Origin of the sequence: Arsenicitalea aurantiaca (genome assembly GCF_003994485.1) — a bacterium.
GTDB classification, from domain to species: Bacteria; Pseudomonadota; Alphaproteobacteria; order Rhizobiales; family Devosiaceae; genus Arsenicitalea; species Arsenicitalea aurantiaca.
In genome coordinates this window covers 1-25,471 of the sequence record NZ_RZNJ01000009.1, presented here as the reverse complement: position 1 = coordinate 25,471, position 25,471 = coordinate 1, and the positions used below count along the sequence as shown (strand labels likewise).

Sequence of the window (25,471 nt, the reverse complement as noted above, 5' to 3'; positions counted from 1 at the left end):
AGAAAAGGGAGGACGCGGGATGAGCCGCCTCAACCACCAGGGTACCGTATTGCCGCAGAACACCGGGCTCGACGACGACGCCTTTCCCCCCGGCATCGCGCAACCGGTGAGCCAGACCGAGATCGACGAATTCCTCTATAGCGACGAGCGCCCCGCCGAGGAACGCGTGGCCCGCCTGCGCGAGATGCGTGAGGAAGTCGCCGCGCGCGAAACCGCCGATCTCGGCACGGATGATCCCGGCGCGCTACTGCGCGAGCTCGATGATGCCATCGAGCGGCTCGAGGAAAGCTGGGCGTCCGGCGAACCGACGAGCTTCGATCACGACCCGGCCGATCACCGCGAGACCCTTGCCCCGGATTCGGACGAACTCGAAGCCATCGAGCAAGAGGACCGCGACTGAGTGCTCAGCCCGGATCCATTGCGGTCCGGGCGCGCAGCGCCTGGCTCAGCGTGCCCTCGTCGAGGTAATCGAGCTCTCCACCCACCGGCACGCCATGGGCAAGACGGGTGATCCTCACCCCCGAGCCCGCAAGGCGATCGGTAATGTAGTGCGCCGTCGTCTGGCCTTCGACCGTGGCATTCACCGCCAGGACGATCTCGGAAAATCCCGCGGCCCGGCCAAGCAGCTGTTCGATCGTCAGATCCTCGGGCCCGATCCCGTCGAGCGGCGAGAGCACGCCACCGAGCACATGATAGCGGACCGCGCCGACGCCCGCCCGCTCCAGCGCCCAGAGATCGGCCACGTCCTCGACCACAATGAGGAGCCCGGACTGTTCGCGCCGCGGATCGGTGCAGATATGGCAGGGCGAGACGGTGTCGACATTGCCGCAGGTTTCGCAGACCCGCACCGCGGCTACCGCCCGGTCGAGCGCGGCCGAGAGCGGCACCATCAGCGCGTCCTTGCGCTTGATCAGGTGCAGCACGGCCCGCCGCGCCGAGCGCGGGCCGAGCCCGGGTAGGCGCGCCAGGAGCTGAATCAGCTGTTCGATTTCCGGGCCGCCATTGGCCATGTCGCCGCTCCGGGCCGCGTCAGAGGATAGGGAACGCACCCCAGGCCGCCCGTCTCCTGAACGGAGAGGGCGACTCGGGTGCGGACGGGAAGGAAGAAGGGGTAGCGTTCACAGTAGTGACCCTGCGACCCACCCGCCGGACCGCCTGTCGACCCGGAGGCCGGCAGGGACGCTGGAAGGACAATACCGGCAAACCGGATTGACTAGAACGGGAATTTCATGCCCGGAGGCAGGGGAAGACCGGCAGTCATCTCCTGCATCTTCTGGCTCATCTCCGCCTCGGCGCGAGCCTTGGCGTCGGCATGGGCGGCGATGATCAAATCCTCGAGCACTTCGACATCGTCTTCTTTGAAGAGAGATGGGTCGATTTTAAGGCCGCGCAGATCACTCTTGCCCGAAAGCGTCACGGTCACAAGCCCGCCGCCGGCGCTTCCCTCCACCGTCATGTTCGCGAGGTTTTCCTGCATCTCGCCCATACGGGCCTGAAGTTCCTGGGCTTTCTTCATCATGCCCATAATGTCTTTCATTCGTCGTCCTCTTCGAGTTCTGGAGCGGATGGCATCTGGGCCGGAAGCGCGTCATCGCGCACGTTCACATTGACCAGCCTGGCGCCGGGAAAAGTCGAAAGAATGGCCTGCACCAGCGGATCCTCATGGGCCTCCGCGGTGCTCGCGGCCTCGCGCGCGGCGCGCATCTCGCGAATGGTCGGCGCGGCCGCCTCGGGCTTGTTGGAAACCGTCACGAGCCAGCTGCGGCCGGTCCAGAGCTTGAGGCGCGCCGAAAGCGTCTGGACGATCCCCGGATCGGCGCCTTCGACGAGCCCCACTTCGAGCCGTCCATCGGTAAGGCTGATCGGGCGCAGCGCCGATTCGAGCGCGTGCTTGACGATGAGGTCGCGCTTTGCCCCGGCAAGTGCGATCAGTTCCTGATAGCTCTGGGGGCCTGCAAGCGGCGCGGGAGAAGGGGCTGGGGTCGGCAACGGCTCGGCCGTCCGCGTCTCGATGCGCAGCGCCTGCGCACCACCGCCGCCACCGCCCGGTCGCATCGAGGGGCCGGACTGGCCCGAAGGCGCGGGCTGGTTGGCGAATTTCGCGATGATCTCGTCGGGGCTCGGCAGGTCGAGCGCGTGCGTCAGCCGGATCAGCACCATTTCGGCAGCCTGCATGGCATTGCCCGCGCGCGAGACTTCCTCATAGCCCTTGAAGAGGATCTGCCAGGCCCGCGTCAGGGCGCGCATGGAAAGCCGGCCGGCAAGATCGGCCCCGCGCGTGCGTTCGTCGGGGGTGAGAGACGCATCCTCGGCAGCCGACGGCACGAGCTTGATGCGCGTTACGAGATGGGTCAGCGTCGCGAGATCCGAAAGGATCGTCTGGGGGTCGGCGCCGGCATCGTAAAGCCCGCCCAGCTGCCCGAGCGCCGTCGCGATGTCCCCTTGCATCAGCGTCTCGAACAGATCGATCGTCATCGCCCGGTCCGCGAGCCCCAGCATCGCCTTCACCGTCTCGGCGGTCACCCGCCCGTCGCCATGGGAGATCGCCTGGTCGAGCAGGGACTGGTTGTCGCGCACAGAACCCTCGCCCGCGCGCACGATCATCGCCAGCGCCTCGGGCTCATAAGGGATCGCCTCGCGCTCGAGCAGGTCGATCAGATGGGCGGTCATCACCTCGGGCGTGACGCGCCGCAGGTCGAACCGCATGCAGCGGCTCAGAATGGTGACGGGCACCTTTCTGATCTCGGTCGTCGCGAAGATGAACTTGACGTAGGGCGGCGGCTCCTCGAGCGTCTTCAGCAGCCCGTTGAAGGCCGCCGTCGAGAGCATGTGCACCTCGTCGATGATGTAGACCTTGTAGGGCGCCGAGACCGGCCCGTATTTGACCGAATCGATGATCTCGCGGATGTCGCCGATGCCGGTATTGGAGGCGGCATCCATCTCCACCACGTCGACATGCCGCCCCTCGATGATGGCGCGGCAGTGCACGCCCTCCTCGGAAAGATCGAGGGTCGGGCGCCGCCCCTCTTCATCCTCGTAGTTGAAGGCCCGGGCCAGAATGCGGGCGGTCGTCGTCTTGCCCACCCCGCGCACGCCGGTCAGGATGAAGGCATGATGGATGCGGCCCGACTTGAACGCGTTCGACAGGGTCTGGACCATCGCGTCCTGCCCGATCAGCCCCGAAAAGCTCAGCGGGCGGTATTTGCGCGCGAGCACGAGATAGGGGGAATGGGCTGTGTCGGAGGTCGCCATGGCCGCTCCTTATAGCGCAGGATAGCGCGAGGCCTCCACCGCCATGGGGTGCCTCATTTCGGTCTTCCACAGATGGGGATGAAGCAGGAGGTTGGCAACGACCCGTGAAGGTCTCGTTGGGGCTGCTTCCTTCCGGACCTGACCCGGTTGGCGAGGAACACGTCCGCGCCAACCTCCCGCGCCCTATATGGGCGAGGACGATCCGCTTGGCAAGACCGGCCGCTCAGTGCCCCTCGCCGATATCCCCGGCGGCATAAACGCCCAGAATGCGGAAGTAATCGGTGAAAAAGCCCAGCTCCTCGAAGGCAAGCGCCACGTTGCGGTCCGTGGGATGCCCCTCGACATCGGCATAGAACTGGGTGGCGGTGAACGAGCCGTCGAGCATGTAGCTCTCGAGCTTGGTCATGTTGACCCCGTTGGTCGCGAACCCACCCATGGCCTTGTAGAGCGCGGCGGGCACGTTGCGAACACGGAAGACGAACGTCGTCTTGACCCGTCCATTGCCCGCCGCGGCCTCCTGCTTGTCCCGTGCGATGACGAGGAAGCGGGTCGTGTTGTGCGCAGCATCCTCGATATTGGCGGCAAGCACGTCGAGGCCGTAGACCTCGGCGGCAAAGCGCGAGGCGATCGCCGCCGCGCTCGGGTCGCCGCGCTCGGCGATCTCGCGGGCCGAGCCCGCGGTATCGACGCCATTGACGGTCTTGAGCCCGTGCTCCTGGATGAACTTGCGGCACTGGCCCAGCGCCACCGAAAGGCTCTGGACGGTCTTCACCTCCTCGAGCCGCGCGCCCGGCACGCCGAGGAGATTCATCTCCACACGGAGAAAATGCTCGCCCACGATATAGAGCCCGCTCGAGGGCAGCAGATGATAGATGTCGGTGATACGCCCATAGAGAGAGTTCTCGACCGGCACCACGCCGAAATCGGCATCGCCCCGCTGCACGGCGGCGATGGTGTCCTCGAAAGTGGTGCAGGGCAGCACCTCGTCATCGGGGAATACGGCATGGGTGGCGGCGTGGCTGAACGCGCCCGGTTCGCCCTGGAACGCGATTTTTCTGGCCATGGGACTGCTCTTGGGTTGAACTGCGCGCCACTAATGGCGAGCGCAGGCGCTCAAGTCAATTCGCCCGGCCATGGCCATGGCCGGGCTGAACATTGGGCGGGGGAATTGTCGCACCCGGCGCCAAACCCGTTGCGTGCCGCGGGGGGAGCGACTATCTTCCGCGCGCGCCGGACCCTTGCCCCAGGGCATTGCATTCCGGCAGGGACGGATCGCATCACAGTGCCGGAAGGCAGAAAGACCGCTTATGGATTCCTTCGAGCTCAACAAGATCATCGGCGCCGTGCTGGGGACATTGCTGTTCGTGATGGGTGCAGGCTTTCTGGCCGAGGCCATCTATCATCCGATCGAGGATCGCGCGCAGGGCTACATGCTGCCCGAGCCCGTCGAGGCCGTGGCCGAGGCCGATGGTGAAGCCGAGCCCGAGATTCCCCTTGCCGTGATGCTCGCCAATGCAAGCGTCGAGGCAGGCGCAGCAGCGGTCCGCAAGTGCCAGTCGTGCCACAATTTCGGCGAGGGCGAGCCGCACAAGGCCGGCCCCGTGCTCTGGGATACCGTCGAGCACCCGATCGGCGGCCATGCCGGCTATGACTATTCGGACACGTTCGATCAGCTGCGCGAAGCCGGCGAGATCTGGACTTATGAGAACCTCAACGCTTTCCTGATCTCCCCGCGTGATTTCGCGCCCGGCACCCGCATGAACTTCGCAGGCATCCGGACCGCCGAGGAACGCGCCGACATCATGGCGTATCTGCAGACCCTGTCGAACTCGCCCGTGCCGTTCCCGGAAGTCGAGGAAGCCCTCGAAGAGGCTCCGACCGCCGAGGAAGAGGCCGCGATCCCCGAGGCGTCCGAAGGCGCCGAGCCGGTCGAGCTCGTCGATCCGTCGGTCGTCGAGACCCCGACCACCACGCAGCCCGAGACTTCGGTGCAGGGCACGCCCGCCGAGCAGGGTCAGCCCGCTGGTGGTGTCGTCGTCGCGCCGGGCACGCCTGAGGCCACCCCGCAGGTCGATGCGCCCGCCGAGGCCGCACCGGCCGCGGCTCCTGCAGCAGAGGCCGCTCCTGCCGAGGAGGCCGCGCCCGCGGAGGAGGTCCCTGCCGAAGCTGCACCGGCCGCAGAGCCCGCAGGCACTCCGGTCGACACGCTGCGTCGCCGGACCGTGACGACGCCCTGATCGTCGAACCGCAATAATCGCTCTTTGATGGCCCGATCCACTTGAGGTGGATCGGGCCATCGTCTTTAAGGGCATCAGATCTGATCATACCAGACTGGAGGACATCGACTTGGCGCTGCTGCTGCACCTCAACGAACGCGACGAGACCCAATGGGCCGAGGCCTTTGCGGTCGAGCTCGGAGATTATCCCATCCTGCGCCGGGGCGACGCCTTTGATCCCGCGGAGGTCGAGTACATCTTCGTCTGGAAGCCCACGCCCGACGCCTTCGAAGGCCTGAGTGGGCTCAAGGCGGTGCTCTCGCTCGGCGCGGGGGTCGACGGGCTGCTGCGTCATCCCACCCTCCCCGACGCGCCGGTCGTGCGGTTCGTCGACGAGGAGCTCAGCGAGTGCATGAGCGACTATGTCGTCGCCCATGTCGCCATGCACCAGCGCCTGCATACCCGCTTCATGGCCGACCAGAAGGCGCGGGCGTGGAACCAGCTCTACCCCGCTTCGGCCCGCACGCTCACCGTCGGCGTCATGGGTCTCGGGGTCATCGGCCAGCACGCGCTCGGGCGCCTCGCCCCGCTGGGGTACACGCTGCGCGGCTGGGCACGGAGCCAGAAGTCGATCCCCGGCGTCACCTGCTTTGCCGGGCCCGAGACGTTCGATGACTTCCTCTCGGGCGCCGACATCCTCGTCAATCTGCTGCCGCTGACGGGCGAGACCGAAGGCATTCTCAACTACGAGACCTTCGGCAAGCTCCGCCGCGGCGTGCTCGAAGGCGGGCCGGTGGTGATCAACGCGGCCCGCGGCGGCCACCAGCGCGAAGCGGACCTCGTCAAAGCCCTCGGCGACGGCACGCTTGCTGCCGCCAGCCTCGATGTCTTCGAGATCGAACCGCTCCCGCAGGAGAGCCCGCTCTGGGGGCTCGAGAACTGCTACATCACGCCCCACATCGCGGCGATCTCCAACGAGCGCACCGGTGTCGCCTATTTCAGCCGCATCATTGCCGAGCATCGCGCCGGCAAGCCGCTGCCCCATGTGGTGGATCGCGACCGGGGCTATTGAGCCCCGGCCCGGACTTCGGGCTCAGGCGGGAAAGCGCGCCTTCAGCATGAAATAGAGCGCGCGGATCGCCTGGTCGGTGCCACCCTGCGGCCGGCCCGCGCGCGCTTCGGGCGCCCAGGCGAAGATGTCGAGATGCGCCCAGCTCCCGGCCTGGCGCACGAAGCGTTTGAGGAAAAGCGCCGCGGTGATCGAGCCGGCGAACCCGCCCGAGCTCACATGGTTGATATCGGCGATCCGCGAGCTCAGCATTTGCGCATAGGGCGCCCAGAGCGGCAGGCGCCAGACCGGATCGTCAGAGACGGCGCCCGCCGCCATGATGGCTTCGGCTAGCCCGTCGTCATCGGTATAGAGCGGAGGCAGTTCGGGCCCGAGTGCCACGCGCGCCGCGCCCGTCAGCGTTGCCATGTCGATGAGGAGTTCGGGGCTCTCCTCGTCCGCGAGCGCCAGCGCGTCGGCGAGGATCAACCTGCCCTCCGCGTCGGTATTGCCGATCTCCACGCTGATCCCCGCCCGCGACCGCAGCACGTCGCCGGGGCGGAAGCTGCTCGCCGAAATGGCGTTCTCGACGATCGGGATCAGCACGCGCAGCCGTACCCGGAGCCCTGCCGCCATCACCGCATGGGCGAGACCCAGGACGTTGGCGGCGCCGCCCATGTCCTTTTTCATCAGCAGCATCGAGGCGGCCGGCTTGATGTCGAGCCCGCCGGTGTCGAAGGTCACGCCCTTGCCCACGAGCGTCACGCGCGGATCGCCCTCGCGCCCCCAGGAGAGATCGAGCAGCCGCGGGGCCTCGGCCGCCGCCCGCCCCACCGCATGGATCATCGGGAAATTTTGCGCGAGCAGCTCATCCCCAACGATCGCGCGGACATCCATGCCGTGCCGCCCTGCAAAGGCGCGGATCTCGCGCTCGAAGGCCTCGGGCCCCAGATCGTTGGCGGGCGTGTTGATGAGATCGCGGGCGAGAACGGCCGCATCGACGAGCCGCTCGACTTCCGCCTCGTCTGCACCCTCGGGCGTATCGAGCAGGACGACGCCGCGCGCGGGCCGGTAGCGCTCGAAGCGATAGGCGCCGAGCCGGAAGCCGAGCGCGGCGAGATCCGGCGCGCCGAAGGCGCCCTCGAGCCGGTAGCGCCCGGGCTCCAGCGCCGCCGCTGCCAGGCCCAGCACGAGGCCGGGCCGGTCGCCCTCCCCGCCCATTCCGAACAGCACGCCCTCGCGCCCGCCCTCGGCATCGGGGATCGGAAGCAACCGCCCGCGCTGGCCGGCAAAGCCATTGGCCTCCGCCCAGCGCCGGGCGCGCTCGGGCAGAGCGGCCAGCGCGTCGGGCCCATCGGGCACGCAGATGAGGGGGATAGAGGCGGTAGCAATGGACATGATGACTTTCCGGGGGCGGGTTTGGTCTCTCCGGTTTACGCCCCTCCCCGAGGCCTCGCAACCACCCGCCGCCCCCCGGCGCCGCCCGCACCCGCACCTTAACCGCACGTTAGGGTTAATGATTTATTGCTCGGAGGATCGGGATCGGCGCCTCTCGCCGGTCCCGGCCGAACCGATGGAATGCCCGATGCCGCTCGCGCCCACACGCTTTGTTCCCCAGCTCCGGCTCTCGGCCGCGATCGCCCTCTCGGCCCTGCTGCTTGCCGGGTGCGCCGCCAATCGCGCGAGCACGCCGCTTCCGGACTACACCGCGCTCAGCGGTCCTGCCGCGCAGGCGAGCCTCGATGAACTTGCCGCGCGCTACCGCGCCCGTCCCCGGGACCGGCAGGTGATCATCCATTACGCCGCCGCCCTGCGCGCCGGTGGGCAGGCCGAACAGGCGATCGCCGTTCTCGAAGCGGGGCTTGCCGCCCATCCCGAGGATCGCGAGATCCGCGTCGCCTTCGCCAAGGCGCTGAGCGAGGCGGGCCGGTTTGAACAGGCCCTCACCGTCGTCGAACGCGCCATAGTTCCGCAGGCCCCCGACTGGAACGCGCTCCTCGTCAAGGGCGCGGTGCTCGACCAGATGGGTCGCCACGAGGACGCGCGGCGGCTCTACGCCCAGGGGCTGACTGTCGCCCCCAACGAGCCCTCGCTCCACGCCAATCTAGGGCTCTCGCACGCCATCACCAACGAGCTGGACGCGGCCGAAACCCATCTGCGGCGCGCCGTTGCCCTCCCCCGCGCCACGAGCCGGGTGCGCCAGAACCTTGCGCTCGTGCTCGGTCTGCAGGGGCGCTTTGCCGATGCCGAGCGGATCTACGCTGCCGAACTCCCGCCCGAAAAGGTCGAGGCCAACATGGCCTATATCCGCGCGCTCCTCACTCAGCAGAACCGCTGGGCGCTCATCGAAGGGGCCTGAGATCCGCGCGTCAGCCGCTGAAATTGGTCTCCATCACCCGGATGATCGCGGGCGAGATGATGACGATGAACAGCACCGGCAGGAAGAACAGGATGAGCGGCACCGTCAGCTTGGGCGGCAGGGCGGCGGCCTTCTTCTCGGCCTCCATCAGGCGCTGCTCGCGCCCCTCCTCGGCCATCACGCGCAGCGCCTGGCCGACCGACGTGCCGTAGCGATCGGACTGGATCAGCGCCGTCATCACCGAGCGCACCCCGTCGAGCCCCGTGCGGCGCCCCAGATTGTCATAGGCCCGCCCGCGATCCTCGAGAAAGGACAGTTCCGCCGTCGTCAGCACCAATTCCTCGGCGAGCGCCGGGCTCTGCTGGCCGATCTCGGCGGAGACGCGCCGGAAGGCGTGCTCGATCGACATGCCCGATTCGACGCAGAGCAGCATGAGGTCGAGACAGTCGGGCCACGCGCGGCGGATCGATTGCTGGCGCTTGATCGTCTGGTTCTTGAGCAGCAGCACCGGCAGGTAGGCGCCGAGGAGGCCCACGAGAAGCGCGAAGATCGCGTTCTGGAAAAGCGGCAGGTGCGGCAGGATGATGAAGGCGAAATAGAGGAAGCTGACGATCAGAAGGACGATCGGGGTCACGAAGCGCAGGAAGAGATAGGTCGTGAGCGGCCCCTGCCCGCGATAACCCGCCCGCGCCAGCGCATCGATCGTGCCCTCATCCGCCAGTGCCTTTTGCAGCGACAGCTTCTCGACCACGCTGCGCATGTAGCTGCGCGACGGCGCGCGCCGGATCGATTTGGTCTCGCCCGCCCGCAGCCGCGCCATCTGCTCGGCATGGAGCCGTTCGCGCTCCAGCGCCACCCGACGGATCCGGTCGCGCAGATCCGGTCCGCTCGGCACGAAGCTCGCCCCGATGCTGAACACAACGGCGGCGGCCGAGACGGCGGCGAGCGCGGCGATCAGAAAGTCCCGACTGGTAAAGAGCGCGATGATGTCCATGGCCGCGCCCCTACATCTCGAACTGGATCATGCGGTACATGACGAAGATGCCCGTCAGCATCATCAGCGTGCCGACCCCGACCCAGAAAAGCCCGAGCGGGGTCGTAAAGAGCGGCGCGAGATAGGTCGGCGTCGTCAGCGAGACGAGAATGCCCACGGCAAAGGGCAGCGAGCCGATGATCATCGCGGAGGCCTTGGCCTCAGACGACATGGCCTTCACCTTGTCCTTCATCTTCTTGCGGTTGCGCAGCACGCGCGCCAGATTGCCCAGCGCTTCGGAAAGATTGCCGCCGGCCTGCTGCTGGACCGTGATGACCACGACGAAGAAATTGACCTCGGGCAGCGGCACGCGATCGAGCAGGGTCTCCACCGCCTCCGCCATGCTCTTGCCGACCGATTGCTGGTCGAGCACGCGCTGGAACTCCGAACGCACCGGCTCCTTCACGTCTCGCGCGACGACCCGGATCGAATCATTGAGCGGCATGCCCGACTTCACGCCACGCACGATGGCCTCGACTGCATTGGGCAACTCGTCGAGGAACCTGTCCTGATAGCGGCGCCGACGCTGGGCCAGAACCAACCTCGGGAGGAGATACCCGCCGGCAATGCCGAAGACCGCCGCAAATAGCACCGGCACCTGCAGGACCGCTGTCAGGAGGAAGAGGATCACCCCCAAGATCACCTGGTTGCGGATGAAGTCGAAGCGCGAAATCTTCATCCCGGCCTGGAAGATCAGGTCGGCCAGGGGCACGCGGCGGCGGCGCTTCTTTTCGAGGTCCGCCTGCGCCTTAAGAGCCTGCTGCACGGATTTCCGGCGCCCTTCGCGCTGGCGCTCGGCGTCGTTGATCCGGCGCTGAGGCGCCGGCCGCGTCTCCCCGCGCAGCGCATCGAGGCGCTGCTCGGCCCGCGAGGCGCCGAGCATCTGCGGCAGCAGCGCAAAGCCGGCGGCGGCGATGCAGACGGTGGCGAGTATGGCGAGCACGATGGGGGTCATGGCGCGCTACCGGATCAGCATGTCGCGCTGCTCGAGATTGGAGCGCTCGAGCGCCTCGACCAGATTGGCTTCCTCGTTGAAATAGCGCGCCCGCTCGGTGAACTGGGGCTTGGTGATGCCCGTCGAGCGGTGCTGGCCGAGGAGATTACCCTGGGAATCCTCGCCGGTGATGTCATAGACGAAGACGTCCTGGGTGACGATCACCTCGCCCTCCATGCCGAGCACCTCCGAGATATGGGTGATCCGGCGCGAGCCGTCGCGCAGGCGCGCCGCCTGCACGATGACGTCGATCGAGGAGACGATCATCTCTCGAATGGTGCGGCTCGGCAGCGAATAGCCGCCCATGGTGATCATGGATTCAAGGCGGCTCAGCGCCTCGCGCGGCGAGTTGGCGTGCAGCGTTCCCATCGAGCCGTCATGGCCGGTGTTCATCGCCTGCAAGAGGTCGAAGGCCTCGGGTCCGCGCACCTCGCCCACGATTATGCGTTCGGGCCGCATGCGCAGGCAGTTGCGCACGAGGTCGCGCATGGTGATCTCGCCCTCGCCTTCGAGATTGGGCGGACGCGTCTCGAGCCGCACCACATGGGGCTGCTGGAGCTGAAGTTCGGCCGAATCCTCGCAGGTGATGACCCGCTCGTCCTTCTCGATGAAACCGGTGAGGCAGTTGAGCAGCGTCGTCTTGCCCGAGCCCGTGCCGCCCGAAATCAGGATGTTGGCACGCACCCGTCCGAGAATGCGCAGAACCTCGGCGCCCTCGGGCGAGATCGAGCCATATTTGACGAGCTGGGGAAGGGTCAGCTTGTCCTTCTTGAACTTGCGGATGGTGAGCGCGGCGCCATCGATCGAGAGCGGTGGGGCGATCACGTTGACGCGGCTGCCATCGGGCAGGCGCGCATCGCAGATCGGGGAGCTTTCATCGACCCGGCGGCCGACCTGGGAGACGATGCGCTGGCAGACATTCATCAGGTGCGCATCGTCGCGGAAGCGCACATTGGTCAGCTTCACCTTGCCACCGACCTCGATGTAGCATTTCTGGCTGCCGTTCACCATGATGTCGGCGATGTCGTCCCGCGCCAGCAGCGGCTCGAGCGGGCCATAGCCCAGCACGTCGTTGCAGATGTCCTCGAGCAGGTCTTCCTGCTCGGAGATCGACATGACGATCGATTTGAGCGCGATGATCTCTGCGACGATGTCGCGGATTTCCTCGCGCGCGGCATCCTGGTCCATGGTGGCGAGCTGGCTGAGATCGATGGAATCGATCAGCGCGTTGAAGATCGCCGACTTGGTCTGGAAATACTGCTTGTCGCGCGCGATCGCCTCGGCACTGCGCACGTCCACCACCTCGTTGCCGCGCGATCCGTCGGGAATGGTCTTGGTGACCTGTTCCACCCGTTCGGGGCGCACGGGGCTGGGCTGGGGACGCGGCGCTTCCGCGACCCCTGGTGTATTGCCTCCGAATGATTGCCGCCTGCCGAACATGGGTTCTGCCTCTTGGGTGGACTTCAGGCCCGCTTGCGCCTGAAGAGCGTCGAGAGCCGTCCGCCCTGGCTGCGCGCCGCCGTTTCAGGCGCGCTCCGGCCTGTGACATGCATGCCGATCGCGTGGAACTGCTCGTTGATCTTGTGGCTAGACGCGACCTCGGCGATCATCTGCCCGTTATTGGCCGCTGCCCCGAACACCGCGGCATCGAAGGGAAGCTGCGCGAGCAGCCGGCAGGCGATCGAGCTCGAGAATTCGGCGGGTGAGATTTCGGGGCGCTTGGGCACGCCCACGCGGTTCAGCACCAGTTCGGGCGCCGCTTCGCCGGGGCGCAGGCTCTTGAGTGTATCGACGATGTTCTTGGCGTTGCGCAGATTGGCGAGGTCCGGCTCGGCAACCAGCACCACCTCGTCCACCGTCGCAAGCGTGTGGCGCACCCAGGCGCCCCAGTAATGGGGAATGTCGAGAATGACGACCGGCGTCGTCTTCTGGGCGAGCTCCACCACCTCCTCGAATTCGCGTTCCTCGAAATCATAGGTCCGCTCGAGCGTTGCGGGCGCGGTCAGCAGGTTCACATGGCTCGCTGCCCGCGACATCAGCCGGTCGAGCAGCACCCCATCCATCTTCTGGCTGGCGCTGATGGCGTCGGCGAGCCCGTGCGGAGGATCCTGGTTGAAGTCGAGCCCCGCCGTGCCGAAGGCGAAATCCATGTCGAGGATCAAGACGTCCTGGCGCAGGTATTGGGAAATCGCCCAGGCGACGTTATGGGCAACCGTCGAGCCGCCCGCGCCGCCCTTGGCCGAAACGAAGCCGATGGTGCGTCCGACAGGCGCCGCACCCTCGGCCGCAAAGAGGTCCGAGATCGCTTCCACGAGGACCTGTGGGGTCGAGGGGAGCACGAGATATTCCGACACGCCCGAGCGGATGAGCTCCCGATAGAGTACGACATCGTTGACGTGCCCAAGCACGATGAGCCGGGTCGCCGCATCGCACACCTCGGCGAGCCGCTCCAGCGCCCGCGTGATCTCGCCGGGGGGCAGCGTCGTCTCGATGATGATGAGGTTGGGCGTGGGGTTGGAGCGATAGGTCTCGATCGCCCCTTCGATCCCGCCATTGTGGGTCGTCAACGCCACCTTGGACATGCGCCGGTCGGTCAGCCCGCTCTCGACCATGCTCGCGGTCTGGGAGTGCTCGCAGAAGGCCTGGATGGTAATGCGCGGGATCATCCGCGCGCCCGAAGCCACGTCGAGCGGCGGCTCGCCCGCGGGCCGCGTCTCGGTGCTGCTGAGGAAACTCGTCACGTGCTACTCCTTGTCACCCGGTGCCGCTGCTCAGTCGAGCATGAAGCCGACCGAGCCCGAATATCCGCCGCGCATGCCGTGGGGGCCGACGCCATAGGTCTTCTCGATATGCCCCAGGAACACCGCCTCGGCATCGCCCGCCGGCACCATCAGGTCGGTCGGCAGCACCACCGCTTCATGGGTGGGGCGCGCGAGATAGGGGGTGACGAGGATGACGAGCTCGGTCTGGTTGCGCTGGTATTCGCGGCTGCGGAAGAGCGCGCCGAGGATCGGGATGTTGGCAAGCCCGGGCAGCGCGTTGATGTCGTGGACGAGCCGGTCCTGGATGATCCCGCCGATCGAGAGCGTCGCGCCCGCGGGCAGCTCGACAGAGGTCTTGGCGCCGCGCTTGGTCAGCGCATTGCCCACCGCGATCTCCGACACCGAGGTCTCGATGTCGATCGAGATCATCCCGTTGGGCCGGATGGTGGGGGTGAAATAGAGCTCGACGCCATAGGGCTTGAAGTCCGTCACCGTCTCCCCGTCGCGCACGACGAGGATGGGCAGCTCGCCGCCGGCGAGGAATTCGGCCCGCTGGCCCGATAACGCGGTCAGTGTCGGTTCGGCAAGATAGCGCAGCGCCCCGCGCTGCTCGAGCGCGCGCAACTGCGCATCGATCCGCAGGTTGCCGTTGTTGAAGACCCCGCCATAGCCATTGGTGTTGGCGACCGGGGTCTGCTGGCTGTTGAACGCGAAATCGACCTGCCCGACGCTCAGCGAACCCGAAAGGTTGATGCCGAGGTCCTTGGTCACCTCGCGCCGCACCTCGGCAATGGTGACGCGCAGCATGACCTGCTCGGAGCCCTTCACCGTCACGAGATTGGCGACGTTCTCGGGATTGCCGACGAACTGGCTCGCAACCGCCAGCACGCGCTCGGCCTCGCCGGAGGTCTCGACCGTCCCCGAAATCACTACGCGATCCCCGAAGGACTGCACCGAGACGTCCGAACCCGGCACCACGCGCCTGATCGTCGCCGCGAGCGTGCTCGAAGCGCCGGTCACCGAGACCTCGATCACCGAGATCGGCTGGCCGGCCCCGTCGAGAAAGAAGATGTTGGTGTCTCCCGGCTGCGACCCCTGGATGATCGCGCGCCGTGCCGAGCGCATGATGGCCCCCGCGACACCGGGCTGGGAGACGATCACCTCGCGCGCGTCGGCGGGCAGGTCGACGATCAGCGATTTGTCGACGCCCACCGAGACGTACTGGGTCGCCCCGTAGGCGGTCTGCCCGACGCGCAGATGGGTGGGGCTATATTGGGCATGGGCCGCCGCCGTCCCGCCCAGCGTGGCGAGCGTTCCGAGCGCGACCGCCGCAAATGTGCGCCGCAGCTTTTGAGAACCGGAAAGCCTTCTGGTATCGGGCATGGGTGGCCTCTATTGGGCTGGTGCTGCGGCGGGCACCGCAATGGCATTGGCGGGGTCGGAGAGCGCGGGCGCATCGGCTGCCGGCACGGCCAGCGGCTCCTGCGGCGGCAGCACGCGGGCATTGGCGCGCACGTTCGTATCCTGCCCGTAGCGGATCACGCGGATGGACTGGCTGGTCTGGCGCTGCGCGACGGCGCCCTGCGTCTCCTCGCGAAAATCGATGATCGAGCGCAGCACCAGCGAGAGCTGGCCGATGGCCGCCGCGTTGATCACCGCCTCGCTCTGGCGCGGATCGAGTTCGAGCGTCGCGATGGTCGCGCCGGCAAACATCTCGGCGCGCGGATTGTTGGGGTCGGCCGGCGCACCGGTCGTGCCGGTTTCCCCCAGCCGGGCGCCCAGCGCCAGCACCTTGACGTTCTGAAGAATGGTCTCGGAAATCTCCCCCGCCGGGGTCGAGCGCGTCAGCACCACGTCCACCCGGTCGTTGGGAACGATGAAGCCGCCCGAGCCCGAGGCCGGCGTCACCCCGATCGAAACGCCGCGCTTGCCCTGCTCGAGCACCGCGGAGAGATAGCCCTGATCCGAGCGCACGAGCTTCTGTTCGCGGATCGGCTCGCCGATGAAGATCTCGAAACGCGCAACGGTATTGGTCAGCTCCTCGCGCGCCTCGGGGTTCGCCGAAACCGTCACATATTCGGGCCGCACCGCGCCTTCGGGCCAGTCCTGCCAGGAGAGCATTTCGGGGCGCAGCCGCTCGCCCACCCCGATGGCGCGGCTCGCCACGAGGATCTGCGTGCGCGGCTCCTCGCGCACTTCGGTGACGATGGTGGTTTCCGGTTCCGGCCGGTCGCCGCGCGTCGCGAGCCAGGCGGCAAGTCCACCCGCCGCGATGGCGATCAGCAAGAGCAGGATACGCGCAGGTTTCATCAACCGAACTCCGACCGGCTATGGGCGCGATGGCCCGAGCCTCAACGTCCCGATAATGGGGCGCAAACGGTCAAGGTTTGGTTAATCGGAGCTTTGCAGAAAGGGTTAAGGCTTGGTGAGCCTCAGGCCGAAAGCCCGGCGAAGATCGCCGTCTGGGAATAGACCATCATCGCCGCGATCGCGAGCGCGATGCCATAGGGCACGCCGGTCGCCCTGTCGTGAAGACGCGCGATCCAGTCATGCCGGGCAATGAAGGGGGTGAGCGGTAGCGTGCGCAGACGCAACAGGATGAGGGTCAGTACTCCCCCGAAGACCGCAGCATAGAGGAGATAGGCCGCCGTGCCCGAAAAGCCGAGCCAGAGCGCGGTAGCCGCGGCCAGCTTGGCGTCCCCGCCCCCGATCCAGCCCATCGAGAAAAGCCCGAAGGTGAGCGCCAGCACGGCAAGTCCGGCAAGCACATGCAGCCCGATCTCGCCGAACGGCATGCCGACAACGAGCGCCACGGGGAAGAAACCGACGACGAGCAGCAGCACGAGCCGGTTGGAGATCCGCATGGTGAGAAGATCGGACGAGGCGGCGAACGCCATCACCAGGGGAAAAAAAAGGAGAAGCGCAGCGGACACCATCGGGGTCACTGCCCGGGCGCGGGCGTGACCGCCACGACTTCGTCACGCACCATTTCATAGGTGCCGGCAAGCCCGTTGCCGAGCACGAACACTGCGCCGAGGATGACGATCGAGAGCAGCGAAGCGATCAGCGCGTACTCGATTGCGGTGGCGCCAGACTGGTCCTGCACCAGGGATCTAGACTTGCCGTCGATCATCCTGGTTCACCTTGCTCAAAATGCGTTCACGCGGGGAACGCGCACCAATAGCCAACTTCATCTTGGTAGGTCGAAGGAAGGGCCCTGAGTGCTCAGGGCCCTTCCGCTGTTTGATAGATTACTCGCCTACCGGAGGCGTGTCCGCTTCGAAGCCGAGCTCGGTATTGATGCTCTCAAAGGTCTCGCGGAGACCACCGCCAAGGATGGATACCGCTGCAATGATCGCCACGGCGATCAGGGCGGCGATCAGGCCATATTCGATGGCGGTCGCGCCGGACTCGTCCTTCAGAAACTTGGTGAACTTGGTCATTCTAGGCTCCTTGCACAATCACTCTGGTGACACATCGTTCGATCCGTCACTCATCGAACTTGGGGCCAAACTACGGCGCACATCTTGAATAAGCGTTAAAGGAACTGGCCCCTCGAGGCCGAAAAACGCTTCACTTTCATATGCTTACCGGATCTCTAAGCCGTTCGTTGCAAGTTTAACTTGTTGGGCGAGCGTACCAATTCGGACAATCTGGTTGACGCAAAGTATAGGCCGCTCCCGCCCCTGCAGGCCCGTTTGCCAATTGTTCACCATTCGCGGTCAGGATGATGAGCAGATTCAAGCCCCCGGGACGTCCATGCCGCTCAAGCGCCACGCCCTTGCCCTCGCCATCCTCCTCCCGCTCGGCCTGCCGCTTTTCGAGGCGCCGGCGGCGATGGCGCAGTCCATGCCGATCTCGGTCAAGGTCAACATGGCCCGTGTGCTCAGGGTCGATGCGCCGGCCTCGACCGTGATCATCGGCAATCCGGGGGTCGCCGACGTCACCATCCAGGACCCCCAGACGCTGGTGCTGACCGGCAAGAGTTACGGCCAGACCAATCTCATCGTCCTCAACGATGCGGGCGATCCCATCGCAGACACCACAATTCAGGTGATCCAGGCCCAGACCGATATCGTCACCGTCTTCGAGGGTGCGAACCGCGTGAGCCTCTCCTGCGCCCCCTCCTGCGCGCCTATGATCATGCTGGGCGACACCGTGCCCTTCACCACCGATCAGGTCACCTCGCGCACGCTCGTCGAAAGCATCGCGCCGCGCTGAGCACGGGCCGGGCTTGCCGCGGCGCGGACCGCATGCGATAGCCGGGCACCCGCACCCAGCCCCGGAAGCCGCGTCATGTCCGAACCGCTCGTTCCCGTTTTCGATCTCGGCGGCGTCTTCGTCGACTGGAACCCCCAATATCTCTTCCGCAAGCTCTTCGAGACCGAGGAGGAGGCGCAATGGTTCGGCGAGCAGATCTGCACGCTCGACTGGAACCTCGAATTCGACGCCGGGGACATCTATGCCGAAGGTGTTGCGCGGCTCATCACCCGCCATCCGCGCTATTGGCGCGAGATTTCGGCCTATGACACGCGCTGGCGCGAGACCATTGGCGGGTTCATCGACGGCACCGTCGCCATTCACGACGAGCTGGTGGCCGCCGAAATCCCCACTTTCGCCATCACCAATTTCTCATGGGAGAAATGGGTTTCGGTGCTTCCGGACTGGCCCTTCCTCGAAAAATTCGACGGCGTCGTCGTCTCGGGGCTCGAAAAGATGGTGAAGCCCGATCCGCGCATCTTCCGGCTCTTTTGCGAGCGCTATGGCCTCGCCCCCGAATCCTGCGTCTTCATCGACGACAACGAAGCCAATGTGGTTTCCGCCCGTGCCGTAGGCATGAGCGCGATCCATTTCTCCGATCCCGCAGCCCTCAGGGCCGAGCTCATCAGCTACGGCCTACCGCTCGAAGGCTGATCAGGGGGCGCCCCGTTCGGCAATGGCGGTTCCGGCTGCCCAGCCGGACGACCAGGCCCATTGGAAATTGTAGCCGCCGAGCCAGCCGGTGACATCGACCACCTCCCCGATGAAATAGAGGCCCGGCACGTTCCGGGCTTCCATGGTCCGCGCATCGAGCCCTGCCGTGCCGACCCCGCCCAGCGTCACCTCCGCAGTCCGGTAGCCTTCGGTGCCGGTGGGCTGCAGCCTCCACTGGCCGAGCCGGGCCGCAATGGCCCGCAGCCCCTTGTCCGTTGCCTCGCCGATCGGGCCGGTCCAGCCATGGGCCTCCGCCAGATGGCTGGCGAGCCGGCGCGGCAGCAATTCGGCAAGGACCGTGCCGATTGCCTTGCGCGATTGCTCGTGCTTGGCGCGCAGCAATCTGTCGGCGAGGTCCCCTTGGGGAAGAAGCGCGATCGAAATCGGCTGGCGCTCGCGCCAATAGGAGGAGATCTGGAGGATTGCCGGCCCCGAAAGCCCGCGATGGGTGAAGAGCAGCGCCTCCTCGAAGCCGGTCTTGCCGCAGGAGACGCGCGCATCCACCGCGACCCCGGCGAGATCGCGGAACCCCGCCATCACGTCGTCCCCGAAGGTGAGCGGCACGAGCCCCGGACGCGTTTCGGTCACGGCGAGCCCGAAGCGCTCGGCGAGCTGATAGCCGATCCCGCTCGCCCCCATTTTCGGAATGGATTTGCCGCCGCTCGCAACGACGAAGTGCGAAGCCCGGACCGGTCCCGCACCCTCCCCTTCGAGCCCGATCTGAAAGCCCGCCTCGGTGCGCGCGATCGTTTCGAGCCGCGTGCCGAGCCGCAGCTCGACCCCGACCGCCGCCATCTCGTCGAGCAGCATGGCGATGATGTCCTTGGCCGAGCGGTCGCAGAAGAGCTGGCCGAGCGTCTTTTCGTGATAGGGAATGGTGTGCCGCTCCACCATCCGCACGAAATCGGCAGCGCCATAGCGCCCGAGCGCCGATTTGGCGAAATGCGGGTTCCCGGAGAGGAAGCTCTTGGCACTCGTGCCGGTATTGGTGAAATTGCACCGCCCGCCGCCCGAAATGCGGATCTTCTCACCCGGCGCTCGGGCATGGTCGATGACGAGCACGCGCCCGCCGCGCCCCGCAGCATGGATCGCGCACATCATCCCCGCCGCGCCGGCGCCCAGCACGATCGTATCGAAGCTTGCGGGCGCCATCGCAGCGGCCGCTACTTCGTCCCGTACATGCGGTCGCCCGCATCCCCAAGGCCGGGAATGATGTAGCCCTTCTCGTTGAGGTGCTCATCGATCGCGGCGGTGAAGATCGGCACGTCGGGATGGGCGCGGCTGAACTTCTCGACGCCCTCGGGCGCGGCGAGCAGGCAGAGGAAGCGCAGCTTGTCCGCCCCGCGTTCCTTGAGCTTCTCGACAGCAGCGATCGCCGAATTGGCCGTCGCCAGCATCGGATCAACGACGATGATCAGCCGGTCCTCGAGGTTCGACGGCGCCTTGAAATAGTATTCGATGGGCTGGAGCGTGTCGTGGTCCCGATAGAGCCCGATATGGGCGACGCGCGCGGCCGGCACGAGGTCGAGCATGCCCTCGAGCAGCCCGTTGCCGGCCCTCAGGATCGAGGCGAAGACGAGCTTCTTGCCCTTCAGCGTCGGGGACTGCATCGGCTGCATCGGGGTCTCGATCGGGATCATCTCGAGCTCGAGATCCCGCGTGACCTCGTAGCAGAGCAGATGCGCGATCTCGCGCAAGAGCCGCCGGAAGCCGGCGATCGAGGTTTCCCTGTCGCGCATCAGGGTCAGCTTGTGCTGGATCAGCGGGTGGTCGACGACGGTGACGTTCTGCATTGATGCCCCATTTTGCCCGTTATGCCGCCCGGCCGTCGGGGCAGCGAATGCCTGTCTTAGAGGACGCTGCGGCCATGCCGCCCTGCCGCGAGCCCGAGCCAGTGCGCGACGGTCTCGCCAATATCCGACAAGCCGGTGCGGATGCCAATCTCGCCCCGGCTCAGGGCTGGGGAAAACATCAGGATCGGCACCTGCTCGCGGGTATGATCGGTTCCGGTCCAGGTCGGATCGTTGCCATGATCGGCGGTGAATACGACGAGGTCGTCCTCGGCCATCGCCGCGATCAGTTCGGGAACCCGGCGGTCGAACGCCTCAAGTGCGGCCGCATAACCGGGCACGTCGCGGCGATGGCCGAACTCGCTGTCGAAGTCGACAAAGTTCGTTACAATTAGTGTACCTTTTGGTGAAATTTGCATCGCCTCGAGGGTCCGGTCGAAGAGGCTCATCAGCCCCGTCGCCTTCATCTTGTGGGTCACTCCGGAACCCGCGAAAATGTCCGAGATCTTGCCGATCGCATAGACCTGCCGCCCCGCTTCCGCGGCGCGGTCGAGCAGCGTCGGCTCGGGCGGCGAAATCGCGAAATCCCGCCGGTTTCCGGTCCTTTTGAAGCTCCCCGAGGCCTCTCCGACAAAGGGTCTGGCGATCACCCGGCCGATATTCAGAGGCGCCGTAAGCTCAAAGGCGATCTCGCAGATCTCGTAGAGCCGGTCGAGCCCGAAATGCTCCTCATGGGCCGCGATCTGGAAGACGGAATCGACAGAGGTGTAGCAGATCGGCTTGCCCGTCCTGATGTGCTCTGCGCCCAATTCATCAATGATTTCAGTGCCTGACGCGTGCTTGTCCCCCAGTATCCCCGGCAGGCCGGCCTGCTCGACGAAGGCCGTGACGAGCGCGTCCGGAAAGCTCGGCTCGGTCCTGGGGAAATAGCCCCACTCGAACGGCACCGGCACTCCTGCGATCTCCCAATGGCCCGATGGGGTGTCCTTGCCCTTGGAAATCTCGCGCCCCACCCCGAACCGGCCGCCACGCGCCGCATCCGAGAGCCCGGGGGGCACGTGTCCGCTCGAAAGCCCTGCCGCCGCACCCAAGCCCAGCGCATCGAGATTGGGCAGCTGGAGCGGCCCGCGCCTCAGCCCTTCACGGTCCCCGCGCCCCTCCGCGCAGGCTTCGGCGATATGGCCCAGCGTATCGGCGCCCGCATCGCCATAGGCCGCGGCATCTGGCGCCCCGCCTATGCCGACACTGTCGAGAATGCAGAGAATGGCGCGGGGCATCAGGGCTTTTCCTCGGCGTCGACGATGCTCGGGCCGATCATCCCGGCAATGAGGGGATGGGGGTCGGGCGGCGTCTCCCCTAGACGATAGGCCGCCCGCAGCCGGCGTTCCGCTTCCTCGGCGCTCGCCTCGTCCCGGGCATGGATGCGCGCCAGTGGCATGCCAGGCTCGAGCGTCTGGCCAAGGCCTGCAAGCCTGTCGAACCCGACCGCGTGGTCGATCCTGTCGGTCGGTAGCCGCCGCCCCCCGCCAAGCGCGACGACCGCCATGCCAACACCCCGGGTGTCGATCGCGACCACATGACCATGCCTCTCCGCCGCAATATCCCGGACGATCGGCGAGGCTGCGAGGTATGTTCCTGATCTCTCGACGAAATCGGCCGGCCCGCCGAGGGCCGCGACCATTGCCGAAAAGCGCTCGATCGCCTGTCCGCTCGCAAGGGCGCGTTCGGCCATGGTACGGGCGGCGGAGGGGTCTTCTGCAATTCCGGTCATCTCGAGCGTCATGGCGGCCAGGGCCAGCGTCACCTCCGCGAGCCGCAGGTCGCGATGTGCGCCGGTCAGGAAATCGACTGCATTCTGCATTTCGATGGCGTTGCCGGCGGCGCTTGCGAGGGGTTCATTCATGTCGGTGAGCAGCGCGCGCGTCGGCAGGCCCGCCCCGTTCGCCACGCTCACGAGGCTCTCGGCGAGGGCTCGGGATTGCTCGAGCGTCGCCATGAAGGCACCCGATCCGGACTTGACGTCGAGCACGAGCGCCCCGAGGCCCGCGGCAAGCTTCTTGGAGAGGATCGAGGCGGTGATGAGCGGGATGGATTCGACCGTTCCGGTCACGTCGCGGATCGCGTAGAGGGCCTTGTCCGCCGGGGCGAGATCGGCAGTCTGGCCGATGATCGCGCAGCCCACTTCGCGCACGACGCGCGAAAAGAGGGCATTGTCCGGGCTCGTCTGATAGCCCGGAATGGCATCGAACTTGTCGAGCGTACCGCCGGTATGGCCAAGGCCCCGCCCAGAGATCATGGGGACGTAGACCCCGCACGCCGCGAGGATGGGGGCCAGCATGAGCGAGACATTGTCTCCAACGCCGCCGGTGGAGTGCTTGTCGGCGACGGGTCCGTCGAGGCTCGACCAGTCGAGCACGCTGCCGCTGTCGCGCATGGCGAGGGTGAGGGCCACCCGCTCGTCCATCTCCATGCCGTTGAAGAAGACCGCCATGGCAAAGGCCGCCGCCTGCGCGTCTGAGACCGTGCCCTTGGCGAAGCCGTCGATGAAGGCTGCGATCTCGGAGGCAGCGAGGACGTGGCCGTCGCGCTTCCTTGCGATGATTTCCTGCGGGAGAAAGGCCATTATCATGCTCCGTATGGGATCCAGATATTTTTGATCTGGGTTGCCTTTTGGAGGAGGTATTGGGTTTCGAAGCGGGCGGGGTCGGAGAGGTCGGCCTGGGGTGCGGTCCAGGTCTGTTTGAGGTTGCCGGTCGAGGCGCGTTCGAGGGGGGCGACGCCGGCTTGGGGGCCGCAATACCAGAGGGCTTCGACCCCGTCATGCTCGGCGAGCGTGCGCCCCAGCGCAATCGGATCGCCGGTGAGGATGTTGAGCACGCCGCCGGGCACGTCGGAGGTCTCGAGCAGCTGGTAGAAATCGGTCATCGAGAGTGGTGCGGTGTCGGAGGGCACGAGCACCGCCGCATTGCCCATGGCGAGCGCCGGGGCGAGGAGCGCCACTGCGCCGAGGAGCGGCTGGCGGCGCGGCGCGACGATGCCGATCACCCCCAGGGGCTCCACCATGGCCGCCGCGACGGCGCGCATGGGCGGGTTGTGCACCACCCCCTCATACTTGTCGGCCCAGCCGGCGAACACGAAGAGCCGGTCGATCGCGGCGGTCACTTCGGCCTCCGCCGCCCCGGCATCCGCCCCGGTCTGCGCGGTGAGGCGCCGGGCGAACTCCTCGCGCCGGTAGTCGAGGTTCTCGGCAAGGAAGTAGAGGATCTGCGCGCGCGCATGCCCGCTCGCCGCGCCCCAGGCGGCAGCGGCGGGACGCGCCTTTTCCACCGCATTGCGCACATCCTTGCGATTGGCCTCCCCGACCTCGCCCACAAGGGCGCCGTCCGGGCCGAGCACCGGGCGGGAATAGCCCCCGTCCGGCCGCACCTGCCTGCCCCCGATATAGAGCTTGGCCGTACGGTCGAGCCCGGACGCGGCCGGAGCCGGCACGTTATGGGCCAGAGGATCGGCAGGCTCTGCCGCCGGGCCCCCGGCATCGTCTGCAGTATCGGGTCCGGCCCGCAGCGCCGCTTCCCAGCGCGGGCGCAGATAGGCGGTCATGCCCTCCTGCCCGCCCTCGCGGCCATAGCCGCTCTCCCGATAGCCCCCGAACCCCACCCCGGCATCGAAGAAATTGGTGCCGTTGATCCACACCACCCCGGCCTTGAGCCGGGGCGCGATGTCGAGCGCAAGGTTGACGTTCTCGGTCCACACCGTCGCGNGCAGTATCGGGTCCGGCCCGCAGCGCCGCTTCCCAGCGCGGGCGCAGATAGGCGGTCATGCCCTCCTGCCCGCCCTCGCGGCCATAGCCGCTCTCCCGATAGCCCCCGAACCCCACCCCGGCATCGAAGAAATTGGTGCCGTTGATCCACACCACCCCGGCCTTGAGCCGGGGCGCGATGTCGAGCGCAAGGTTGACGTTCTCGGTCCACACCGTCGCGGCCAGCCCGTAGCGGGTGTTGTTGGCCAGCGCCACCGCCTCTTCGGGGGTGCGGAAGCTCATCGCCACCAGCACCGGCCCGAACACCTCCTCGGCCACCAGGCTGTTGGCCGGGGACACGTCGGTGACCAGCACCGGGCGCATGAAGCAGCCGCCCTCGGGGAGCGCGCAGTCCGGCTCGTGCAGCGTCGCGCCTTCGGCCGCGCCCCGGGCGAGCAGATCCCGGACCCGCGCCACCTGCACCGGCGCCACCAGCGCCCCGATGTCGATCGACTTGTCGAGCGGATCCCCCACCCGCAGGCTCGCCATGCGCGCCCGCAGCCGGTCGAGGAAAGCCGCCTCGATGCTCTCCTGCACCAGAAGCCGTGAGCCGGCGCAGCACACCTGCCCCTGGTTGNGCGCAGTCCGGCTCGTGCAGCGTCGCGCCTTCGGCCGCGCCCCGGGCGAGCAGATCCCGGACCCGCGCCACCTGCACCGGCGCCACCAGCGCCCCGATGTCGATCGACTTGTCGAGCGGATCCCCCACCCGCAGGCTCGCCATGCGCGCCCGCAGCCGGTCGAGGAAAGCCGCCTCGATGCTCTCCTGCACCAGAAGCCGTGAGCCGGCGCAGCACACCTGCCCCTGGTTGAACCAGATCGCATCCACGAGCCCCTCGACGGCGCTGTCGAGATCAGCATCCTCGAAGACGAGATAGGGGCTCTTGCCCCCGAGCTCGAGTGTCAGCGCCTTGCCCGTCCCCGCGGTCGCCTCGCGGATGGCCTTGCCCACTTCGGTCGAACCGGTAAAGGCGATCTTGTCGACGCCCCGATGGCCGACGAGCGCCTCGCCGGTCTCCCCCGCGCCCGTCACGAGGTTGAAGACGCCCTTGGGCAGGCCCGCCTTCACCGTCAGCTCGGCAAACAGCAGCGCGCTCAGCGAGGTGAACTCGGCGGGCTTGAGCACCACGCAATTGCCCGCCGCAAGCGCCGGGGCCACTTTCCAGGCCAGCATCAGCAGCGGGAAGTTCCACGGGATGATCTGCCCGCACACCCCATGGGGCTCGTGATCGGGAAAGCGCGTCTCG

General features: G+C 66.9%; 25 protein-coding genes, 1 other RNA gene and 3 pseudogenes. 6 read left to right on the top strand and 23 right to left on the bottom strand.

All coding sequences use genetic code 11. The annotated features are described in order from the left end of the window. Positions 1-19 precede the first annotated feature (19 nt). Positions 20-400, top strand: coding sequence for a hypothetical protein (locus EMQ25_RS17590; protein WP_127189921.1), 381 nt, complete (start codon positions 20-22; stop codon positions 398-400). A 4-nt stretch (positions 401-404) separates the two neighbouring features. Here EMQ25_RS17590 and recR read toward each other — a convergent pair whose 3' ends face one another. The 5 genes from recR to EMQ25_RS17565 form a co-directional block, all read right to left on the bottom strand. After that, complete coding sequence (gene recR / locus EMQ25_RS17585) at positions 405-1,010, bottom strand: recombination mediator RecR (protein ID WP_127189920.1); 606 nt, start codon at positions 1,008-1,010, stop codon at positions 405-407. A 203-nt stretch (positions 1,011-1,213) separates the two neighbouring features. Next, on the bottom strand, positions 1,214-1,537 hold the full coding sequence (locus EMQ25_RS17580; RefSeq protein WP_127189919.1) for a YbaB/EbfC family nucleoid-associated protein: 324 nt from the start codon (positions 1,535-1,537) through the stop codon (positions 1,214-1,216). Beyond that, a complete protein-coding gene (locus tag EMQ25_RS17575) occupies positions 1,534-3,252 on the bottom strand; it encodes a DNA polymerase III subunit gamma/tau (protein ID WP_127189918.1) in 1,719 nt (572 codons plus the stop codon). The genes EMQ25_RS17580 and EMQ25_RS17575 overlap by 4 nt, the downstream gene beginning before the upstream one ends. Positions 3,253-3,334: 82 nt before the next feature. Further along, positions 3,335-3,430, bottom strand: an RNA gene (ffs, locus tag EMQ25_RS17570) — signal recognition particle sRNA small type. A 45-nt stretch (positions 3,431-3,475) separates the two neighbouring features. Continuing rightward, the gene (locus tag EMQ25_RS17565; protein WP_127189917.1) at positions 3,476-4,315 is read right to left on the bottom strand and encodes a prephenate dehydratase; all 840 of its coding nucleotides are present in this window, start codon (positions 4,313-4,315) and stop codon (positions 3,476-3,478) included. A gap of 244 nt (positions 4,316-4,559) precedes the next feature. Between EMQ25_RS17565 and EMQ25_RS17560 the strand changes: the two genes are divergently transcribed. Both EMQ25_RS17560 and EMQ25_RS17555 read left to right on the top strand, forming a co-directional pair. Next, positions 4,560-5,489 (top strand): c-type cytochrome, encoded by a 930-nt coding sequence (locus tag EMQ25_RS17560; protein WP_158626137.1) that lies wholly within the window; start codon positions 4,560-4,562, stop codon positions 5,487-5,489. A 109-nt stretch (positions 5,490-5,598) separates the two neighbouring features. Continuing rightward, complete coding sequence (locus tag EMQ25_RS17555) at positions 5,599-6,540, top strand: 2-hydroxyacid dehydrogenase (RefSeq protein WP_127189915.1); 942 nt, start codon at positions 5,599-5,601, stop codon at positions 6,538-6,540. 21 nt (positions 6,541-6,561) lie between these two features. On the opposite strand, the gene EMQ25_RS17550 is transcribed toward EMQ25_RS17555, so the two are convergent. Beyond that, positions 6,562-7,914: a leucyl aminopeptidase family protein gene (locus EMQ25_RS17550; protein ID WP_127189914.1), complete on the bottom strand. Its 1,353-nt coding sequence runs from the start codon at positions 7,912-7,914 to the stop codon at positions 6,562-6,564. Positions 7,915-8,101: 187 nt separating this feature from the next. Here EMQ25_RS17550 and EMQ25_RS17545 point away from each other — a divergent pair, with 187 nt between their 5' ends. Continuing rightward, a complete protein-coding gene (locus EMQ25_RS17545; protein ID WP_158626136.1) occupies positions 8,102-8,875 on the top strand; it encodes a tetratricopeptide repeat protein in 774 nt (257 codons plus the stop codon). Positions 8,876-8,885: 10 nt separating this feature from the next. On the opposite strand, the gene EMQ25_RS17540 is transcribed toward EMQ25_RS17545, so the two are convergent. The 9 genes from EMQ25_RS17540 to EMQ25_RS17500 all read right to left on the bottom strand — a co-directional run bounded on the left by EMQ25_RS17540 (position 8,886) and on the right by EMQ25_RS17500 (position 17,107). Further along, a complete protein-coding gene (locus tag EMQ25_RS17540; RefSeq protein ID WP_127189912.1) occupies positions 8,886-9,869 on the bottom strand; it encodes a type II secretion system F family protein in 984 nt (327 codons plus the stop codon). A 10-nt stretch (positions 9,870-9,879) separates the two neighbouring features. Next, positions 9,880-10,863 carry a type II secretion system F family protein gene (locus EMQ25_RS17535; protein WP_127189911.1) on the bottom strand — a complete coding sequence of 328 codons (984 nt, stop codon included), beginning with the start codon at positions 10,861-10,863 and terminating at the stop codon, positions 9,880-9,882. Positions 10,864-10,869: 6 nt separating this feature from the next. Then, a complete protein-coding gene (locus EMQ25_RS17530) occupies positions 10,870-12,342 on the bottom strand; it encodes a TadA family conjugal transfer-associated ATPase (protein WP_127189910.1) in 1,473 nt (490 codons plus the stop codon). 23 nt (positions 12,343-12,365) lie between these two features. Then, positions 12,366-13,643 carry a CpaE/TadZ family protein gene (locus EMQ25_RS17525; protein ID WP_244606640.1) on the bottom strand — a complete coding sequence of 426 codons (1,278 nt, stop codon included), beginning with the start codon at positions 13,641-13,643 and terminating at the stop codon, positions 12,366-12,368. A 30-nt stretch (positions 13,644-13,673) separates the two neighbouring features. After that, complete coding sequence (locus EMQ25_RS17520) at positions 13,674-15,047, bottom strand: type II and III secretion system protein family protein (protein WP_127189909.1); 1,374 nt, start codon at positions 15,045-15,047, stop codon at positions 13,674-13,676. Positions 15,048-15,056: 9 nt separating this feature from the next. After that, entirely contained in the window at positions 15,057-15,974 is a 918-nt protein-coding gene (gene cpaB / locus EMQ25_RS17515) for a Flp pilus assembly protein CpaB (protein WP_127189908.1), read from the bottom strand. Between the two features lie 122 nt (positions 15,975-16,096). Continuing rightward, positions 16,097-16,600 carry an A24 family peptidase gene (locus EMQ25_RS17510; protein ID WP_127189907.1) on the bottom strand — a complete coding sequence of 168 codons (504 nt, stop codon included), beginning with the start codon at positions 16,598-16,600 and terminating at the stop codon, positions 16,097-16,099. Positions 16,601-16,605: 5 nt separating this feature from the next. Beyond that, positions 16,606-16,797, bottom strand: coding sequence for a Flp family type IVb pilin (locus EMQ25_RS17505; RefSeq protein WP_127189906.1), 192 nt, complete (start codon positions 16,795-16,797; stop codon positions 16,606-16,608). A gap of 118 nt (positions 16,798-16,915) precedes the next feature. Next, positions 16,916-17,107, bottom strand: a complete 192-nt coding sequence (locus tag EMQ25_RS17500; protein ID WP_127189905.1) for a Flp family type IVb pilin — start codon at positions 17,105-17,107, stop codon at positions 16,916-16,918. Between the two features lie 316 nt (positions 17,108-17,423). Between EMQ25_RS17500 and EMQ25_RS17495 the strand changes: the two genes are divergently transcribed. Together EMQ25_RS17495 and EMQ25_RS17490 are read left to right on the top strand one after the other, a co-directional pair. Further along, positions 17,424-17,885 (top strand): pilus assembly protein N-terminal domain-containing protein, encoded by a 462-nt coding sequence (locus tag EMQ25_RS17495; RefSeq protein WP_127189904.1) that lies wholly within the window; start codon positions 17,424-17,426, stop codon positions 17,883-17,885. 75 nt (positions 17,886-17,960) lie between these two features. Further along, positions 17,961-18,578 (top strand): HAD family hydrolase, encoded by a 618-nt coding sequence (locus EMQ25_RS17490; RefSeq protein ID WP_127189903.1) that lies wholly within the window; start codon positions 17,961-17,963, stop codon positions 18,576-18,578. Here the strand turns inward: EMQ25_RS17490 and EMQ25_RS17485 are convergent, their stop codons facing one another. The 8 genes and pseudogenes from EMQ25_RS17485 to EMQ25_RS17455 form a co-directional block, all read right to left on the bottom strand. Continuing rightward, a complete protein-coding gene (locus EMQ25_RS17485; protein ID WP_127189902.1) occupies positions 18,579-19,790 on the bottom strand; it encodes a BaiN/RdsA family NAD(P)/FAD-dependent oxidoreductase in 1,212 nt (403 codons plus the stop codon). An 11-nt stretch (positions 19,791-19,801) separates the two neighbouring features. Beyond that, positions 19,802-20,431, bottom strand: coding sequence for a uracil phosphoribosyltransferase (gene upp / locus EMQ25_RS17480; protein ID WP_127189901.1), 630 nt, complete (start codon positions 20,429-20,431; stop codon positions 19,802-19,804). A 56-nt stretch (positions 20,432-20,487) separates the two neighbouring features. Beyond that, on the bottom strand, positions 20,488-21,705 hold the full coding sequence (locus tag EMQ25_RS17475) for a phosphopentomutase (protein ID WP_127189900.1): 1,218 nt from the start codon (positions 21,703-21,705) through the stop codon (positions 20,488-20,490). Beyond that, the gene (gene deoA / locus EMQ25_RS17470; RefSeq protein ID WP_127189899.1) at positions 21,705-23,051 is read right to left on the bottom strand and encodes a thymidine phosphorylase; all 1,347 of its coding nucleotides are present in this window, start codon (positions 23,049-23,051) and stop codon (positions 21,705-21,707) included. The genes EMQ25_RS17475 and deoA overlap by 1 nt, the downstream gene beginning before the upstream one ends. Before the next feature lie 2 nt (positions 23,052-23,053). Next, the gene (locus EMQ25_RS17465) at positions 23,054-24,028 is read right to left on the bottom strand and encodes an aldehyde dehydrogenase family protein (RefSeq protein WP_244606645.1); all 975 of its coding nucleotides are present in this window, start codon (positions 24,026-24,028) and stop codon (positions 23,054-23,056) included. Between the two features lie 36 nt (positions 24,029-24,064). Then, positions 24,065-24,181 (bottom strand): annotated as a pseudogene (locus EMQ25_RS18445) (aldehyde dehydrogenase family protein); the annotation flags it as partial. A gap of 295 nt (positions 24,182-24,476) precedes the next feature. After that, positions 24,477-24,791 (bottom strand): annotated as a pseudogene (locus EMQ25_RS18570) (aldehyde dehydrogenase family protein); the annotation flags it as partial. Continuing rightward, positions 24,790-25,471, bottom strand: a pseudogene (locus EMQ25_RS17455) (aldehyde dehydrogenase family protein); the annotation flags it as partial. The pseudogenes EMQ25_RS18570 and EMQ25_RS17455, both read right to left, overlap by 2 nt.